A 15,009-nucleotide genomic window follows, 5' to 3' on the forward strand; every position below is an offset into this window, starting at 1 on the left:
TGTGATGTCTACGGCTTTTGGTGTGGCTCCCGACTCGTCGGGACAAGGGTGCGACGCGATGACCCACCGGAGGGTGATTGCCAGCCAGTGGGAGAACACTGGGATCATCACAGGCTTGGAGGTGTCGGGCCGTCAGGATCTGCGCTACGGGGTGAGGCCGGGCGCAGCGGTGTGTTCGATGGGGGATGCGGACGGGATGAGCATCGCCTGGTGGGATGGGGCTGGCAGCCCGTGCACGGAGAACACTGTGGATGCTGGGGACTCGGCGTACCCGAGGATAGACGCGGTCTACATCATCTCCCACACCGGGTCGCCGGATAATCTGGTGCATGTAAAAGTCGCTCAGGGAACACCATCCGCATCCCCTGCAGAACCCCGGGTGGAGGCTGGCGGGCAGGTGCTCGCGTATATGATGCTGCCGGCGGGGGCGACGAGCACAGCGGCCGCCTCCCGGTGGGGCGAAGTGGCTTATGCGGTGCCCTATGGTGCGGGCCTGGGATCGCTGGGCTATGCGGAGAGCCGCACTGCGGGCGGGCCGACCTGGCAGTCTGCGGAGCAGCCCCAGTTGTCCTTGACGACCAGGTATGTGCCCACGGACCGTCGCGTGGACGTGGTGTGGACGTACCGGGCATCGACATCCTCAGGGGTGGGCAGCTTCATCGCTTTCTTGTATGTGGATGGGCAGCGGGTGAGCGACGGCTTGGACGAATGTCCCGTGTTCGAGCCGTGGGCGCGCCAGCAGCTGCGGTGGAGCGGGGTGGCCCTGTCGGGGCAGGCTGTGCACACGGTCAGCGTGGCTATAAAGCCGGCTACGGTCCGCCCACGGTGGCAGTGGCAAGGCTTCCGCAGCCTGGAGGTCGTTGACGGGAGCGTGACCGTCTGATGTGGCGCACATGGATCATGGACGCCCGGGACGGGCGGATCATCGCCCCCATCGATATCCCCTCATTTGCCTGGGACCTGAGCATCTCGGATTTCGGATTTCAGACCACTGACAAGGGAGCAGGAAAGGCCGACGAGAGCAGCCTGACCATCCCCTGGACCGCTCTGGACGCTCACACGCCATCCGGGCGTGACAGCCTCCTGGACTCACGCAGACGCGGCATCCTCACATGCTGGGTGCGAGATCCGCAAGACCCCGAGGACATGGGCGTGCCCATCATGTGGGGCAAGATCGGCAGCAGGGAGGACACGCTCCTAGACACCACCTTCAGCCTGGAGAGTCCTATGGCCATCCTCCAGTCACGCTATGCAATCAGGGATGGTGCCTTCAAGGACGGGACAAGCACGGACACCATCAGCTTCGACAGTCTCAGCTTCAGGGGCATCTGCAGCGAACTGGGCAGGATCGCCACCGACGCCAAGCAAGGCGGCGGACTGCCCATCGACTGGACCTATCTGGGCGAGGCCGGAGCCCACCAGCGTACCCGTTATCAAGCCTGGAACGTGCAGAACCTGGCAGTCTCCCAGCTGATCACGAACATCGCCAATTCCAAAGGCGGCCCCGACGTGGCATTCAGACCCTACTGGTCCGACCCCAGCCATGCTCGGGTGCGTTTTCTGGCAGGCAGCGACGCGGACGTGTACCTGGACATGGACCACCTTCCGATCACGCTGTCCTCTTACGCCGGGGCCGGAAGCCTGGAAGGACTGACCATCGACTACCAGGACGGCTACCAGCGGTGGTACGGGACCGGGGCCGGGCAGGACGAGAGCACCATCACCGCCTACTGGGAGCAGATGGACGAGATCACCCATACGCAGGACCCGCCCATACTCCGTGAAGCGGTCTACGGGGATACCGACGCCGACAACCTTGCCCTGCTCAAGGAGCACTTGTCAGGAGTGGCCACAGCCGGGAGGCTCATGCAAATGACCGGCAGCATCGACTTCAATGACGCAGATGCCCGAGGCATGCCCATCCACCCGTGCGGATCACTCTGGCCGGGCGAGAGAGTCGACCTTGACGTGGCCGGATTTCCGACCCTCCCCGATGGCCGCTACGAGCTGCGGCTCATGGAGATGAGCGGCGACCAAACCAGCAAAGCCATGTGCAAATTTGACGTTCTCGACGCGCCATTCCAGTAATAAATAGGAGCTCCAATGGTTTTTCATGCCGACATCACCCCGAGGAGCAGGGAGGATACCGCCGCCAGTCTCGCGCGACTCGCCCTGTCAAAGGCCAAAAAGCAGCAGACCCGCAAATCCGGCAGCGCCACCTGGCATAACGCGAACGACACCAGGACAGTGATCGGCCCCGATGCTGGCTCGTCCGGCATCGCCCCTTGGGTGGGGGATACGACTGCGCCTGGCATGCCGACCGGCATCAGCGTGGATTCGTCTGCGGGCATGATCCTGGTCTCCTGGGATGGGAGCCTGGAGGGGGGTGTGCCTGCGGATTTTGATCATGTCCAGATCCTGGTGGATGGTGTGGACGCTGGCCAGCTGCGGGTCAGGGGGACGGCCGCCCTGGGCCCGTATGAGGCGGACAGCGTCCACAATGTGACCGCCCGGGCCTGGGATGATGCGCATGCGGAGGATGGCAGTCCTGCCCCCAACGGGTCCGATCCGACCAACCCGGTTTCGGTGACGGTCAGGAGCGTCGTGGACGCCAGCCAGGTCCAGGCGGCTCAGGACAAAGCTCAGGAGGCTTTGGACAAGGCTGCGGGTGTAGGCAGGGATGTGCAGCAGGCGTCCAAGGACGCGCAGGCCGCCTCAGTCGCCTCGGCCCAAGCCAAGCAGGCCGCAGACGCGGCCTCCGGGCTGGCCGGCGCGGCCTCCAGCAAGGCCGACACGGCTGCGGCTGCGGCCACTGCGGCCTCAAACAAGGCTGATACGGCCTTGTCGCGGGGCGTGGAGCTGGTCCGCAATCCGGCCTTCGACCCAGCTTTAGGGGATTCGGACGGCTTCGGACTGGGCATGGGCTCTTCTGGCGCTCCGTCCGCGCCCCCGTCACCGTATACGACTTATGGCGCGCTCACGCAGCGTGATTACTTCAGCTCCTGGCGCTTCCCCCTCGACCGTGATCGCAGGTACCGGTTCGGGTTTTGGTGCATTTGCGACGGCAAGGGCCGCGAGGATCTGCGGATCGGATGGAGATATACCGTCTCGGGAACGCATTGGGATGAGGCGGTCACTGTCAAGCAGGAGGAAGCATCCTCCTGGGTGTGGCGGGAGGCTGTAGCCAGCACGCCCGACCAGTGGACCGACACTGACCATAGCATGAGCGTGTGGCTGAACATCGCCGGGTACGGGGATGCTGCGACGGGCTGGTGGATCACCGGCCTGACCGTCAGGGACGTGACCGACAGCCAGGAAGCCAAGGACCAGGCCAGGCAGGCGCAGGCCACGGCGGACGGGAAGAACCGGATCATCGCGTCTGCTGCCGAGCCGGCGCACGGTGACCTGGTTTTGGGGGACCTGTGGATGCAGCTGGACCAGGCGGATCACGTGTCGGGCATCCAAGTGTGGAACGGCAAGGCCTTCACTGATTACGTGCTTCTGGCCCAGCAGGTGCTGGTGGCGGGCAGCGTGGGCACCATCAGCCTGGCGGACGGGGCGGTCACCGCCGGCAAGATCACCGCCAGCGAGGCTTTGTTGGAGAAGCTCCTGGTCAGGAGGATCAAGGCGGACGAGATCGACGTGGGGCTCCTGGCCGCCGCCATCGTCAAGTCGGGCAGTTTCTCCACCTCGGACGGATTGGTGGGCTTCGACTCGTCGGGCTTCTGGGCCAAGGATCAGCAGGGCAGGGTTCTGTTCCGCGCGTCCCAGGACGGCGTGCAGGCGGTGGGCGGGGTTCAGACCGCGTCCAGCGGGGACAGGATCCAGCTGAGCCAGACCCTGATCCAGGGGAGCATGACAGGCGGCCTGCAAGGCATCGGCGATGATCCGGAGACCCCGTACTGGCTGATCTGGGGCGACCATGACGAGGGCGGGACGGCCAGCCGGCTGATGATGGGCACCAGCACCCAGCAGCCGGAGATCGCCATCAGGAGGGACCAGCAGGGGCGCAACGCTGTCGGCCTGACGGCCAACAGGGTGGACATCAGCGGGAGCGCCGTGTCCGTGGACGCCGAGACTGTGCTCGTGCGGGGCATCGCCGCCGGCTTCGCCGATTTTGATCCTGCGGCCTGGATGGGCTGGTCGGCCAGCTTCCAGGACTACAATCACGCGACCCGGCTGTACAAGCGGGCGGGCGTGTACTTCCTGGAGCTGAACGTCCAGATCAAGCAAGGGATGATCCTATCGATGCAGACGATCCCCGTGGTGCGGCTGGCCGAGTCGATCATGCCTGACCACAGTCTGGACGTGCTCGCCTACGGCACCAGCTACGCGGTGGGCCGCTTCCACGTCTTCGGGCCGGGTGAGAGCCAGCCGCAGGGCACGATCAGCATCGGCACCAAGGACACGACCGCCAACTTCTTCTCGGGCCAGATGTTCTGGCCCGACCCGGGAAAGGCATGAGCAGTGACCGACGTAGTGATGACCCTGGTGGAGGCCGTGATCCCCATGCTGCTGACCGGGATCGGCGGAGCCTGCGGCTGGCTGTTGAAAAGCCACCGCAAGGAGGAGGCCAAGGACCAGGCCATGGAAACGGGCTTGCGCACGCTCCTGCGGGCCGAGCTTTTGGAGATCCATACCAGGCATGTGGTGCATCACGAGCCGATCAGCGTGTCCATCCAGGATGAGGCCGACCGCGTTTACCGCGCCTATCACGGGCTTGGAGGCAACGGGACCGGGACCATGATGCACGAGCAGATCATGCGTCTGGACGCGTACGCGGACCGTGATGACGATATGCGGTAGACGCGCTCAAGCCCGGCTTTGTTTTTGTTCTGCCATCCATACTGGGTGGCTTTTTTCATGCCCAAACACAACAAGAGGAGGATATGCATGCGTTTATCTCATGCCCGCCATGCGCGGGCCAAGCCCCGGTACGCTCGTATCGGCATCGGGGTGGTGGCCGCACTGGCCATTCTCACGCCTGGAGCCGCCTGGGCGGACGCCGGATTCGACAATGCAAGCTATCAGGGCTGCTACAACGCGCAGACAGCCAAAGCCTCGGGAGCCTCGTTCTCGATCACCAAGATCACTGAGGGCACGCATTACGTCAACCCGGCAGCCGACTGCCAGCTTCAGGCTAACCGCGCGGCGGGCCTGCGGATCGGTGCCTACGGGTACGCGCGGCCTGAGAAGGGCAACAGCCCGGAGGCGGAGGCTGACTTCTTCAACGCTCAAGCCCAGGCTCGGGGCCTGGTGCACGCGGGGGTGATCCCCTTCCTGGACTGGGAGCCGCCAGCCCCTCACAACCGGGACACGAACTGGGCGAAGCGGTGGCTGGACCGGGTGTCCGCCTACTGGGGCACCAAGCCGATCATCTACATGCAGGCATCCAACATCACGGCAGGCGACTGGAGGGCTGTGGCGGGAGCCGACTACGGGCTGTGGGTGGCCGGCTATCCGCGAGGCTACCAGGGGGAGCGGCTGCGCGACCCGGGAGTCCCGCCCTACTCGGTGGCACCCTGGCCGTTCGCCGCCGCCTGGCAGTACTCCTCCACTGGGCACGTGCCTGGCGTGGGCACCGCCGTGGACGTCAACTGGTGGTACGGGGATGCCGGCACCTGGGCCAAGTATGCGAACGCACCCATTGGCACACAGCCCAACCCCGTCTCTCCGGCTCCAACGCCGGCTCAGGGTGCTCCTGTAGGCGATGCGTCGAGCATCGCCACTGCGGTGATTCGCGGCGATTACGGCAATAATCCGCAGCGGCATGCCCTCCTGGGCGACCGATACGCGGAGGTCATGGCCGTGGTCAACGAGCGGCTGCGAGGCCATGGCGGCACGGGTTCCGGAGTGTACGTGGTGCGCCCCGGCGACAGTCTGAGCGCCGTTTTCGGCGGCTCCTGGCCCACCGTGGCACGGATCAACGGCATCCGGGCACCGTACGTGATCCGACCCGGCCAGCGCCTCTCCACCGGGGGAGGCCATGGCGGCGGCAGGTCCGTGACCGTACGCCGGGGTGACACGCTCTCCGGCATTGCAGCCCGACTCGGCATACCCCAAAGCCGGTTGCAAGGCTACCGGTCCGGCAACCCGGGCCTCATCTATCCGGGTGAGGTCCTCTCATATTAAGGAGGTGAAAATCATGCCCGATACGACACAAGAGGACCAGGATCACGGCTACCTGCTGCCCGACAAGGTGTACCATGCGCTCAAATGGGCCGCCCTGGTGCTCCTGCCCGCACTGGCAGTCTTCGTCAACACGGTCGGCCCGACCCTTGGCCTGCCCCATGTGGACGCGATCGTAACCACGCTCAACGCCTTGGGCTTGCTCATCGCAGCTTGCATCGGCGTCAGCCAAGCAAAAACAACCACAAGCAAATAACACCAATCAGCATTTCGCCCCTGTTCCGGGAGACCGGAGCAGGGGCGATTTTCGCGTTGTGACGATTATATCTGTTCTGTTTCGAAGATTGCATCGTCCATGTGGTACTCGTGGTACAGGGGCCAGTACATCCTGCTCAAAGGTATCTTGGACAGCGCAAGGCCAGTCTCATCGGTCAGATAGTCATAACCGATCGACTGGTACTTGTGATTAGGGTCCAAGTGTTCGTACAGGTCACGGCGTTGCGCGCGCAACGCCGGATTAATGTGCTTCAGATGGTAAATGTTAATGCCTGTGTCCACGATCCGATAGTCGGCGTTAAGAGGCTGCTTAGGCATATGCAGATCAGCATCAGAATACACGTTACCCTCTAAGAGGGGGAAAACCGCCATGCGCTCTTTATGCCCCCATATCCCATCACTGCGATACTGCGTCGGGGTATAGAGCTCACGGTAGTCGAAGCGGAAAACGGTGGGGATGCCATCTTGCTCTGCCTTCGCCATGAGGTGGCTCAGCTTCCGTATTCCTCTTAGCTCAATACGCTCATCTGGATCAAGGACAACTGCCCATTTCGAACCTTGGTCCAAGGCTTTCCTGTATAAACGCTGACGGTACTCTCCTTCCGAGTGCATCAAGCCGCCCTCAGTATCCTCGACGATGAGAAAATCATCGCATAGCCTGCGCAAGTTGCGCTTATAGTCATGCAGATAATCTCTGTCAAAGCGGAAGTATGTAATTGCTGTGACTCTTCTGTGCCCTTGTGCCATGGAATCAGCATACAAAGCACACTAGTCTTATCGTGCCGTGTGGCGGGTGACCAATCTCTTGGACCCTGGAGTCATGGTCGGGCAGGGCTGACCAGTCGTAGGAGCTTGGTTGGGTCACTCCTCGTCGGTTGCGAGCCACTCGTAGTCCGGGTGTCGTTGCCCGTCCGTGTAGGCGTCGTACAGCAGGTCCACCATCCAGCCCAGCTGCTCGGGGGTGAGCAGGTCGGCCAGGCCGGCCGGGATCCTTTTCAGGTTGGCGTTGAAGGTGTCGCTGAAGCAGCCGATCCGGCTGTACTGTTTGGCTTGGGCGATCCTGAGCTCGTGCCGACGCTGGTCCGCGTCCAGGCTTTCCCGGCCCTCCCTGGTGAGGGCCTCGCCCATGCGCCGGCGGCGGTCGGGGTAGGGCTCCTCGGAGTCGACCATCCAGTCGCGTCCCTGTTTGCGGGCGGTGCGCAGGCCGCCCCTCCGGGCCATCTGCCGGGCGGTCACCTCGGCCTTGCCGTGCATGGCAGCATACTGCGTGATGGGGATCATGGCCATGTCAGGCCTCCTTCTTGTCGACCGCCTTGGTGGCGGTGCGCAGGGCCGCGGATGAGGAGAAGCGGTTGTCGATCCACCAGGCTGCCGAGGTCTGGTTTTTGAGCCAGGCGAGGACCTTGTCGACCTTGGCCAGCTGCTCGTCGGTGGCCCCGTGGTCGGCCCACTCCTGCCGCTCCTGCGCGTACTTGGGCATGTACTTGCCGCGGATCTCCTCGGCCCAGGCGACCTGCTTGCCGCTGCCCTCAAGCGCGGCAAGGCCGGCGTCCTCGTTGGCCTGCGCTGCCTTGGCGGCCTGGCATGCAGGGCAGTCCCTGTAGCCGTATGCGGCGGCTGTGCGCTCCCGCTCCCCGTGGATGTTGGTGCCGTAGATCTGCACTGTGTCCGTGTGTCCGCACCTGTAGGTGATCCCGTACTGTGCCATCTTGTCCTCCTTGTGTATCCCTTGCTGATACCTATAATACATCTCTAGAGATGTAATGCAAGATGGGAGAGTCCGGGCGTGTCGCGCAGTCTTCGGCCGTGGTAGGGTGGAGCTGTCGGCGCAATAGTCGGCAATGTCTCCCTCATGGGGAGTGGGATTGAAATGGTTTTCTGGTTATTCAGAGTAACCTTTGAGTTTAGGGCCGAGAGGGGCAACCTCCCGGCCCTGCTCATATAAGGATGCAGACGGCCTGACCCATCCGGCCGTATCATCCAGGTATGCCCTATATCCCCGATGATGTCTCCCAGATGCCCGACAACCACCCCGGCTACATCTCCGCACCGGAGGACCGGCGTGAGCGTCTCACCATCCTCCTGCACAAGCGGCTCGACCAGGTCATCGACCAGGAGCAGCAGCCAGGCATCAGCCCACAGGAGAGGCGGAGACTCGCAGGACTCCACCAGCAGATCAGGACCGACATGGCCACCATCAGGTACGGAGCCACAGAGAAAACCGTCAGAGAAATCGAACTCAGGCACCGGCGCAGGTGACTATGCTTATTGTTTATGGACAGACATGTAAGTTTTGACTTAGAAATAGCGGACAGGACGAGAAGGATCCTCCCCAAAGACGACTATACGTATCTGCTGGGAGCGAGCCTGTTTGTTTTTGAAAGAGTCAATACTTTTGTTGTCGAGAATCTTGGCCACGCGGGCCTGACGGGGAAATACGACTGGTACCACTTAATTGATGCCGGGCAGCGCAGCTACGTTAACCTAATCGGAGAACATATTGATTGTAAACTTGGCACGGACATAGCAGGCCGATTCGACCGATTGATCGACGAAAGAAACCGTATCGTCCACGGATTCGCGGCCACTTATAGCGGCGAGCAGGTCCTGGGCACGAAAACAAAGCACCGTAAAAATGACCTTGCCAACGGCGATAAGCAGCACATCATCACCCGCGAAGAAATGCAGAAGTTCATTGCCGATTGCATGGATCTCAACATTCGATTGGATGATGTGCGCGACCGGCTGCAGAACTAGGGTCAGTTAAACTCGATCTGTTCCAGTCCCAGGCTCTCGTCCAGCGTCTCCATGGCTTTTAGCCGCTCGGCATCATCCGCATGCCGGTAGTGCTCTACCATCGCGTCGGAGGAGTGGCCGACAATCTCCTTGATGAGTTGGAAGTCCACGCCCTGGCTTGCCAGGAGCGTGACCACGCTGTGCCTGGTCTCATGACCAGTATGCTCAGCGGGATTGATGCCGGCAAGACGCATGAGGACCCGGAATGCAGCCATGTCCTCCTTGGAGCCGATAGGCGACCCATCTGGGTGGCAGAAGATGAGGTCATAAGGGTTTGGACGTGTGGCTGTGGCTTTACGGTATCGGCTCATGACCTCTTGGAGCGGGGGCACGATGGGCACGCCCCTACCGGTCTGGCTCTTCGGTCTGGTGAGCGCGTAGGAGCCTGACAGGTGACGCATGTCATACCCGTCCGGGATACGCCATCGAGCCTGCGGGCACAATCCTCCCTTGTGTTTCCCACAGGGATACTCACCGTCGATGGGGTCTCCGCAACCGTGGTCCCTAGGGACGGTCTGGAGTTTCCACGACACCGTATATATATTGGTACGCCGATTATAGTCTGCCCAGGTGGCTCCGAGTATCTCGCCTTGCCTCATGCCGGTAAGGAGCCTCCACCACCAGATCGCCCCCTCGGTGACGCCCATATGTGACGCTGCGTCCAGCATGGCTTTGATCTCGGGCACGCTGAAGGCTCCGCGCTTATCTACTGCGTCCTTGTTGGTGGGCGGCTTGACGGCGATGACGGGGTTGCTTGGGATAAGACGGTCGGCCACCGCACCCTGCATGATCTGGTTCAGGCAGGTGCGTATCTGCTTCTTCAGACTGACCCCCGCAGGCCCTTTGATCTCGCCCTTCTGCGTATAAGCATTGGCGTTGTTGAGGATGTCGTGGATGGTGCTGGGCACGATGGATGACATCTGCAGGTAGGCATAGTCTTTGAGGTGCCGGGTGATTACGGTCTGATACTCGGCGTAGGTCTTGGGGTCCACCTCATGGTGGCGCTGGTCAAGCCACTTGGATGCATACTCTCCAAGCCTGATACGCGAATCGGTCGGTGCCCCGTGCTGCTGTATCTCCTTGAGGAGAGAATTGAGCTTGGTCTGGCATGCCCTGTATGTGGTGGCGGTGACGGTCTTGCTTTTGGGCTTGCCGCTTGGGTAGTAGCCGATGGGGACTACTGCTCTGTATCTTGTCTGTCCATGTCTGTCTTTGTATGCGCGTGCCCGGTATCTGCCTGTGGAGCTTCGTCCCATCCTCGTATCCTGCCTGTGTACGGTATGTGTACGGTATCCAATCGTACACTGACTGGGTACCGATTGGATACTGATTCTTCTGAAAATGGCGTTATTCCAACGTTTCTGAACCTGAGATTGGCTTGCTTCCGCCCATGAAAAACAGTCTACCATCTAACTCCGGAACAGAAGGTCGAGGGTTCGAATCCCTTCGAGCCCACCAAGGCGAAACCTCTGCGGCAAGGAAGAGCGCCGGGGTTTCTTTATACGGTTCCCGGCTGTCCTTGAGCCCGGGATCATGATCATGGCGTTTGCTGGATGAAATAAGCGTACGCTATGCGCCACGATATGTGTGGTGAATCACTAAGCTTTTGAGGAACATGGCCCTTGGCCTGCTTGTATCCTCGTTCTCAGGTGCCATAGTGAAAGAGTAAGACCGAACGCTGGGGAGGACCGACGCTTCCGCGTTGTGGCGGAAGCCTCCTTTCCGCAGTGAAGCAAAGGAGTTCACATGGCCAATCGAATCAATGCAGGGGATGCTGTCCTTCACGTCCTGGAGCAGTGGGGGGTGCCGCGCATCTATGGCCTGCCCGGCGGTTCCTTCGACTCCATGATGAATGCCATCCACAACGAGCGCGAGCGCATCGACTTTATCCAGGTCCGTCATGAGGAGGCTGGAGCCTTGGCTGCTGCCGGCGAAGCCAAGCTGACCGGCCGGATTGGTGTCTGCTTCGGCTCGTCTGGCCCAGGGGCTGTCCACCTGCTCAACGGCCTCTATGATGCTCGTGAGGACGGCGTGCCGGTGCTGGCCCTGGTGGGCGAGGTGCCCCAGGCCTTTATGAACATGGACTTCTTCCAAGCCATGGATGAGGTGCCTATCTTTACCGATGTGGCCGTATTCGCTCGGGCCGCCACCAACGCTCAGGGGCTGCCGGCCCTAGTAGACGAGGCCATCCGCCGCGCCTACGCCAGCCACGGGGTCTCCGTGGTCATCATTCCCAAGGACCTGGCTTGGGCCGAGATTGACGACCGACCGGTGGCATCTGCGCCTAACTTCCGCAAGCCAGAGCCTCTGAAGCCCGCGGCCGACCAGGTCGGCAAGGCGGTGGAGATCATTCAGTCCGCCAAGGCTCCGTTGCTCTACTTTGGCCAAGGCGCTGCCGGGGCCCGCGATGAGTTGGTCGCCATGTCCGAGCGTTTCAAGATGCCCATGGTCTCCACCTTCCCGGGCAAGGGGATTGTGGAGGACACCTATCCTGCCTATCTGCAGTCGGCCGGCCGTGTGGCCACCAAGACCGCTACGGAGGCCATCTACACTTCTGATCTGACGGTCTGGGTGGGTTCGGACAACCCCTTCGGGTCCATGTTCGTCACTCCCAGCACCAAGGTCATCCAGATCGACCTGAACCCGGTCAAGCTGGGCAAGCGCTTCCAGGCCAACGTAGTCTTGGCCATCCAAGCCGATGCCCGCGAGGCCCTCAAGGCAATAACCGCCGCTGGCCAGGACCAAGAGGAGTCCGTATTTTACAGGGCCTGCCTGCGCAGCAAGGAGAACTGGGACCAGTGGCTGGCCTCCTTTAACGAAGACACCCGCACACCCCTGCGGCCCGAGCCTGTCTACCACGTCATCGATCAGCAGCTTGAGGACAATGACATTGTCATCCCTGACGTGGGCAATGTGGACATTGACTTCCTGCGTCTACTGCATCTGAAGCCGACCAACCGCTGGACCGTCTCCGGCAAGCATGCCACCATGGGCTACGCCGTGCCGGCTGCCTTGGCTGCCAAGCTGGAGCATCCGGAATCGACCGTCTACTCCCTGAGCGGCGACGGCGGATTCGCCATGCTCGGCGAGGAGGTGTTGGCCCAGCTCAAATACAATGCCCCGGTCATCAACGTGGTCTTCTCCAACCGTTCTCTGGGCTACATCGAGGCCGAGCAGCGCGACGACAGCCACCAGCCCCTGAGCGGAGTGGATCTGCCCGACAGTGACTGGGCCAAGGTCGGTGAGGGCATGGGCGCTTTGGGCTTTACAGTGCGCACGGTGGCCGATGCCCGCCACGCCTTCTCCGAGGCTCGCAAGGCCGACAGATCTTCGGTCATTGACGTCAAGCTGACAGGAGCCAGCCCTTTGGATACCCGCTACATGCGGTTCCCGGAGACCTGCTCGGATCCGGACCAGGTCGAGCAATTCGTCAAGACCTACGAGGCCGGCGATCTGCGCTCCCTGGCCTACTGGATGGGTCAGGAGGCTCGCAAGGGCTGAGACTGGTGCCGCTTCTGCCGGGCGGGGACTCCTATAGTGGACGGTGTCCCCCGGGGCTTCGGCCCGGCATGGGTGCGGCGGACCTGAAGAAAGGACGGACTCATGGAAGACGGACCGGAAGAGATAGGCACGCCATATGCGCCCCGGGCCTTGGGGGCTTACAGCCAGGCTGTGAAGGCCGGGGGCTTTGTCTTTGTCTCCGGACAGCTGGGCATCGACCCGGACACCGGCGAGCTGGTGGAGGGCACTGCGGCTGACCAAGCCACCCAGGCCCTGAAGAACGTCAAGAACATCCTGGATGCAGCCGGCACCGGCATGGAGAAGGTGGTCAAGGCCACCATTCTTATGCGGCGGGTGGAGGATTTCACCCAGGTGGACCAGGCCTACTCCCAGGTTTTCATCGGCTCGATGCGGCCGGCCCGCGTGGCTTTTGGCGGTGCGGACATCCCTAAAGGGGCCCTGGTCGAGATCGAGGTCGTGGCTCTGGCCTGAGACAGGCCGGCTACTGGTCTCCGATGTCGCTAGACTTGGGGTCATGAGTCCTGAAGCACTTGCCCGTATCATCTCTTCGACCGCCGTCCAGATGGCCCAGTCAGGCCGCCTGGGAAGCCTGGAGCCCGACATGGTTCCTGACGCCGACCATCTGGCGGTCATGCGCCCCAAGGACCGTTCCCACGGGGACTGGTCCACCAACATCGCCATGCAGCTGGCCAAGAAGGCTGGCATGAGGCCTGCCGAACTGGGTCAGGCTCTGGCTGAGGCACTGCGAGAGGCCGAGGGGATCGCCCAGGTGGATGTGGCCAGCCCCGGCTTCATCAACATAACCCTGGATTCGGCTTCGGCGGCCGCTGTGGTCGATGCAGTCCTGGAGGCGGGCCCAGCCTATGGGAGCAACGATCACCTGAACGGGCGCACGCTCAATCTGGAATTCGTCTCGGCCAACCCCACGGGTCCCATCCATATCGGCGGCACACGGTGGGCGGCTGTGGGCGACTCCATGGCCCGTGTCCTGGAGGCCAATGGAGCCAAGGTGGTCAGGGAGTACTACTTCAACGACCATGGCACGCAGATCGACCGTTTCTCCCGCTCGCTGGTGGCGGCGGCCCACGGCGAACCTGTGCCTGCTGACGGCTACAAGGGTTCGTATATTGAGGAGATTGCCTCTCGAGTGGTCAAGGAGGCTGCCGACGAAGGGCAGGACATCCTGGCCATGCCCAGAGTGCGCGACGAGGACGGTGCCGAGGGTGACAGCCCCCAGCGCGAGGCCTTCCGCACCCGGGCTGTGCCCATGATGTTCGCCGAAATCCAGCAGTCCATGCGCGACTTCCGGGTCAATTTCGATGTCTGGTTTCATGAGAACAGCCTGTATGAGTCCGGCCAGGTGGACCGGGCCATTGACGAGCTGCGGGCCAAGGGCGACATTTTCGAGAAGGACGGGGCCACCTGGTTCCGCTCCACTACCTACGGCGACGACAAGGACCGGGTGATCATCAAGTCCGACGGCCACGCAGCCTATGTGGCGGCCGACATCGCATACTACCTGGACAAGCGGCGCAGGGCCAAGGATCCCTGCGATGAAGCCATTTACATGCTGGGTGCCGACCATCACGGCTACATCGGCAGGATGATGGCCATCTGCGCGGCCTTCGGTGATACTCCAGGCGTGAACATGCAGATCTTGATCGGCCAGATGGTCAACGTCATCAAGGATGGTCAGGCCGTGCGCATGAGCAAGCGGGCAGGCAACGTGGTCACCATCGACGACCTGGTGGATGCCGTGGGCGTGGATGCTGCCCGGTATTCCCTGGCCCGCACCGACTACAACCAGAGCGTGGACATCGACTTGGACCTGCTGGCCTCACACACCAACGACAACCCCGTCTACTACGTGCAGTACGCGCACGCCCGCTCCAGGAATGTGGATCGGAACGCAGCCCAGGCGGGCATCGACCGATCCGGGGCCGATCTGTCGCTGCTGGACACTGCCGCCGACAATGATGTCCTGGGTGTCCTGGCCCTTTATCCCAATGTGGTTCAGACTGCCGGCGATCAGAAGGCGCCCCATCGGGTGGCCCACTACCTGGAGCAGCTGGCTGGGGTCTATCACCGTTGGTACAACCTGGAGCGCGTGGTGCCCATGGAGCCTGATGGCCGCGCGGATTTGGACAAGGATGAGGACAGGAACCCGCAGCCAGCTCGTGCGGCGGCGCGTCTGCGGCTCAATGACGCCGTGCAGCAGGTCATCGCCAATGGTCTGGGTCTGCTGGGCGTGCAGGCCCCGGACCGTATGTAAACCCTCAAGGTCAC

Annotated in this window: 15 protein-coding genes; 11 read left to right on the forward strand and 4 right to left on the reverse strand. The window is 62.3% G+C overall.

Annotated features, from left to right (window positions below; translation table 11 throughout):
* Positions 1–4 precede the first annotated feature (4 nt).
* The 6 genes from J3T95_RS05675 (at position 5) to J3T95_RS05700 (ending at position 6,385) form a co-directional block, all read left to right on the forward strand.
* The gene (locus J3T95_RS05675; RefSeq protein ID WP_267450747.1) at positions 5–883 is read left to right on the forward strand and encodes a hypothetical protein; all 879 of its coding nucleotides are present in this window, start codon (positions 5–7) and stop codon (positions 881–883) included.
* Positions 883–2,088 (forward strand): hypothetical protein, encoded by a 1,206-nt coding sequence (locus J3T95_RS05680; RefSeq protein WP_267450748.1) that lies wholly within the window; start codon positions 883–885, stop codon positions 2,086–2,088. The genes J3T95_RS05675 and J3T95_RS05680 overlap by 1 nt, the downstream gene beginning before the upstream one ends.
* A gap of 15 nt (positions 2,089–2,103) precedes the next feature.
* Complete coding sequence (locus J3T95_RS05685; protein WP_267450749.1) at positions 2,104–4,464, forward strand: hypothetical protein; 2,361 nt, start codon at positions 2,104–2,106, stop codon at positions 4,462–4,464.
* Positions 4,465–4,467: 3 nt separating this feature from the next.
* On the forward strand, positions 4,468–4,806 hold the full coding sequence (locus J3T95_RS05690; RefSeq protein WP_267450750.1) for a hypothetical protein: 339 nt from the start codon (positions 4,468–4,470) through the stop codon (positions 4,804–4,806).
* A gap of 87 nt (positions 4,807–4,893) precedes the next feature.
* On the forward strand, positions 4,894–6,132 hold the full coding sequence (locus J3T95_RS05695) for a GH25 family lysozyme (RefSeq protein ID WP_267450751.1): 1,239 nt from the start codon (positions 4,894–4,896) through the stop codon (positions 6,130–6,132).
* 13 nt (positions 6,133–6,145) lie between these two features.
* Entirely contained in the window at positions 6,146–6,385 is a 240-nt protein-coding gene (locus tag J3T95_RS05700) for a phage holin (protein WP_267450752.1), read from the forward strand.
* Positions 6,386–6,450: 65 nt separating this feature from the next.
* Here the strand turns inward: J3T95_RS05700 and J3T95_RS05705 are convergent, their stop codons facing one another.
* The 3 genes from J3T95_RS05705 to J3T95_RS05715 form a co-directional block, all read right to left on the reverse strand.
* Positions 6,451–7,152 (reverse strand): hypothetical protein, encoded by a 702-nt coding sequence (locus tag J3T95_RS05705; protein ID WP_267450753.1) that lies wholly within the window; start codon positions 7,150–7,152, stop codon positions 6,451–6,453.
* 114 nt (positions 7,153–7,266) lie between these two features.
* Complete coding sequence (locus J3T95_RS05710) at positions 7,267–7,692, reverse strand: hypothetical protein (protein WP_267450754.1); 426 nt, start codon at positions 7,690–7,692, stop codon at positions 7,267–7,269.
* 1 nt (position 7,693) lies between these two features.
* On the reverse strand, positions 7,694–8,113 hold the full coding sequence (locus J3T95_RS05715; protein WP_267450755.1) for a hypothetical protein: 420 nt from the start codon (positions 8,111–8,113) through the stop codon (positions 7,694–7,696).
* 308 nt (positions 8,114–8,421) lie between these two features.
* Between J3T95_RS05715 and J3T95_RS05720 the strand changes: the two genes are divergently transcribed.
* Together J3T95_RS05720 and J3T95_RS05725 are read left to right on the forward strand one after the other, a co-directional pair.
* Positions 8,422–8,664, forward strand: a complete 243-nt coding sequence (locus tag J3T95_RS05720; RefSeq protein WP_267450756.1) for a hypothetical protein — start codon at positions 8,422–8,424, stop codon at positions 8,662–8,664.
* Positions 8,665–8,679: 15 nt separating this feature from the next.
* Positions 8,680–9,162, forward strand: coding sequence for a hypothetical protein (locus J3T95_RS05725; protein ID WP_267450757.1), 483 nt, complete (start codon positions 8,680–8,682; stop codon positions 9,160–9,162).
* A gap of 2 nt (positions 9,163–9,164) precedes the next feature.
* On the opposite strand, the gene J3T95_RS05730 is transcribed toward J3T95_RS05725, so the two are convergent.
* The gene (locus J3T95_RS05730; protein ID WP_267450758.1) at positions 9,165–10,457 is read right to left on the reverse strand and encodes a tyrosine-type recombinase/integrase; all 1,293 of its coding nucleotides are present in this window, start codon (positions 10,455–10,457) and stop codon (positions 9,165–9,167) included.
* 490 nt (positions 10,458–10,947) lie between these two features.
* Between J3T95_RS05730 and spxB the strand changes: the two genes are divergently transcribed.
* The 3 genes from spxB (at position 10,948) to argS (ending at position 14,995) form a co-directional block, all read left to right on the forward strand.
* Positions 10,948–12,702, forward strand: a complete 1,755-nt coding sequence (gene spxB, locus J3T95_RS05735; protein ID WP_267450759.1) for a pyruvate oxidase — start codon at positions 10,948–10,950, stop codon at positions 12,700–12,702.
* 102 nt (positions 12,703–12,804) lie between these two features.
* Positions 12,805–13,194, forward strand: coding sequence for a Rid family detoxifying hydrolase (locus J3T95_RS05740; protein WP_267450760.1), 390 nt, complete (start codon positions 12,805–12,807; stop codon positions 13,192–13,194).
* A gap of 43 nt (positions 13,195–13,237) precedes the next feature.
* Complete coding sequence (gene argS / locus J3T95_RS05745; protein WP_267450761.1) at positions 13,238–14,995, forward strand: arginine--tRNA ligase; 1,758 nt, start codon at positions 13,238–13,240, stop codon at positions 14,993–14,995.
* Positions 14,996–15,009 lie beyond the last annotated feature (14 nt).

Source organism: Bifidobacterium sp. B4079 (assembly GCF_026537385.1).
GTDB lineage: Bacteria > Actinomycetota > Actinomycetes > Actinomycetales > Bifidobacteriaceae > Bombiscardovia > Bombiscardovia asteroides_I.

Bases quoted from the DNA above. Each gene is read 5' to 3' on its own strand.
- J3T95_RS05675 (WP_267450747.1), top strand. From the start codon at position 5: ATGTCTACGGCTTTTGGTGTGGCTCCCGACTCGTCGGGACAAGGGTGC.
- J3T95_RS05680 (WP_267450748.1), top strand. From the start codon at position 883: ATGTGGCGCACATGGATCATGGACGCCCGGGACGGGCGGATCATCGCC.
- J3T95_RS05685 (WP_267450749.1), top strand. From the start codon at position 2,104: ATGGTTTTTCATGCCGACATCACCCCGAGGAGCAGGGAGGATACCGCC.
- J3T95_RS05695 (WP_267450751.1), top strand. From the start codon at position 4,894: ATGCGTTTATCTCATGCCCGCCATGCGCGGGCCAAGCCCCGGTACGCT.
- J3T95_RS05700 (WP_267450752.1), top strand. From the start codon at position 6,146: ATGCCCGATACGACACAAGAGGACCAGGATCACGGCTACCTGCTGCCC.
- J3T95_RS05705 (WP_267450753.1), bottom strand. From the start codon at position 7,152: ATGGCACAAGGGCACAGAAGAGTCACAGCAATTACATACTTCCGCTTT.
- J3T95_RS05710 (WP_267450754.1), bottom strand. From the start codon at position 7,692: ATGGCCATGATCCCCATCACGCAGTATGCTGCCATGCACGGCAAGGCC.
- J3T95_RS05715 (WP_267450755.1), bottom strand. From the start codon at position 8,113: ATGGCACAGTACGGGATCACCTACAGGTGCGGACACACGGACACAGTG.
- J3T95_RS05720 (WP_267450756.1), top strand. From the start codon at position 8,422: ATGCCCGACAACCACCCCGGCTACATCTCCGCACCGGAGGACCGGCGT.
- J3T95_RS05725 (WP_267450757.1), top strand. From the start codon at position 8,680: ATGGACAGACATGTAAGTTTTGACTTAGAAATAGCGGACAGGACGAGA.
- J3T95_RS05730 (WP_267450758.1), bottom strand. From the start codon at position 10,457: ATGGGACGAAGCTCCACAGGCAGATACCGGGCACGCGCATACAAAGAC.
- spxB (WP_267450759.1), top strand. From the start codon at position 10,948: ATGGCCAATCGAATCAATGCAGGGGATGCTGTCCTTCACGTCCTGGAG.
- J3T95_RS05740 (WP_267450760.1), top strand. From the start codon at position 12,805: ATGGAAGACGGACCGGAAGAGATAGGCACGCCATATGCGCCCCGGGCC.
- argS (WP_267450761.1), top strand. From the start codon at position 13,238: ATGAGTCCTGAAGCACTTGCCCGTATCATCTCTTCGACCGCCGTCCAG.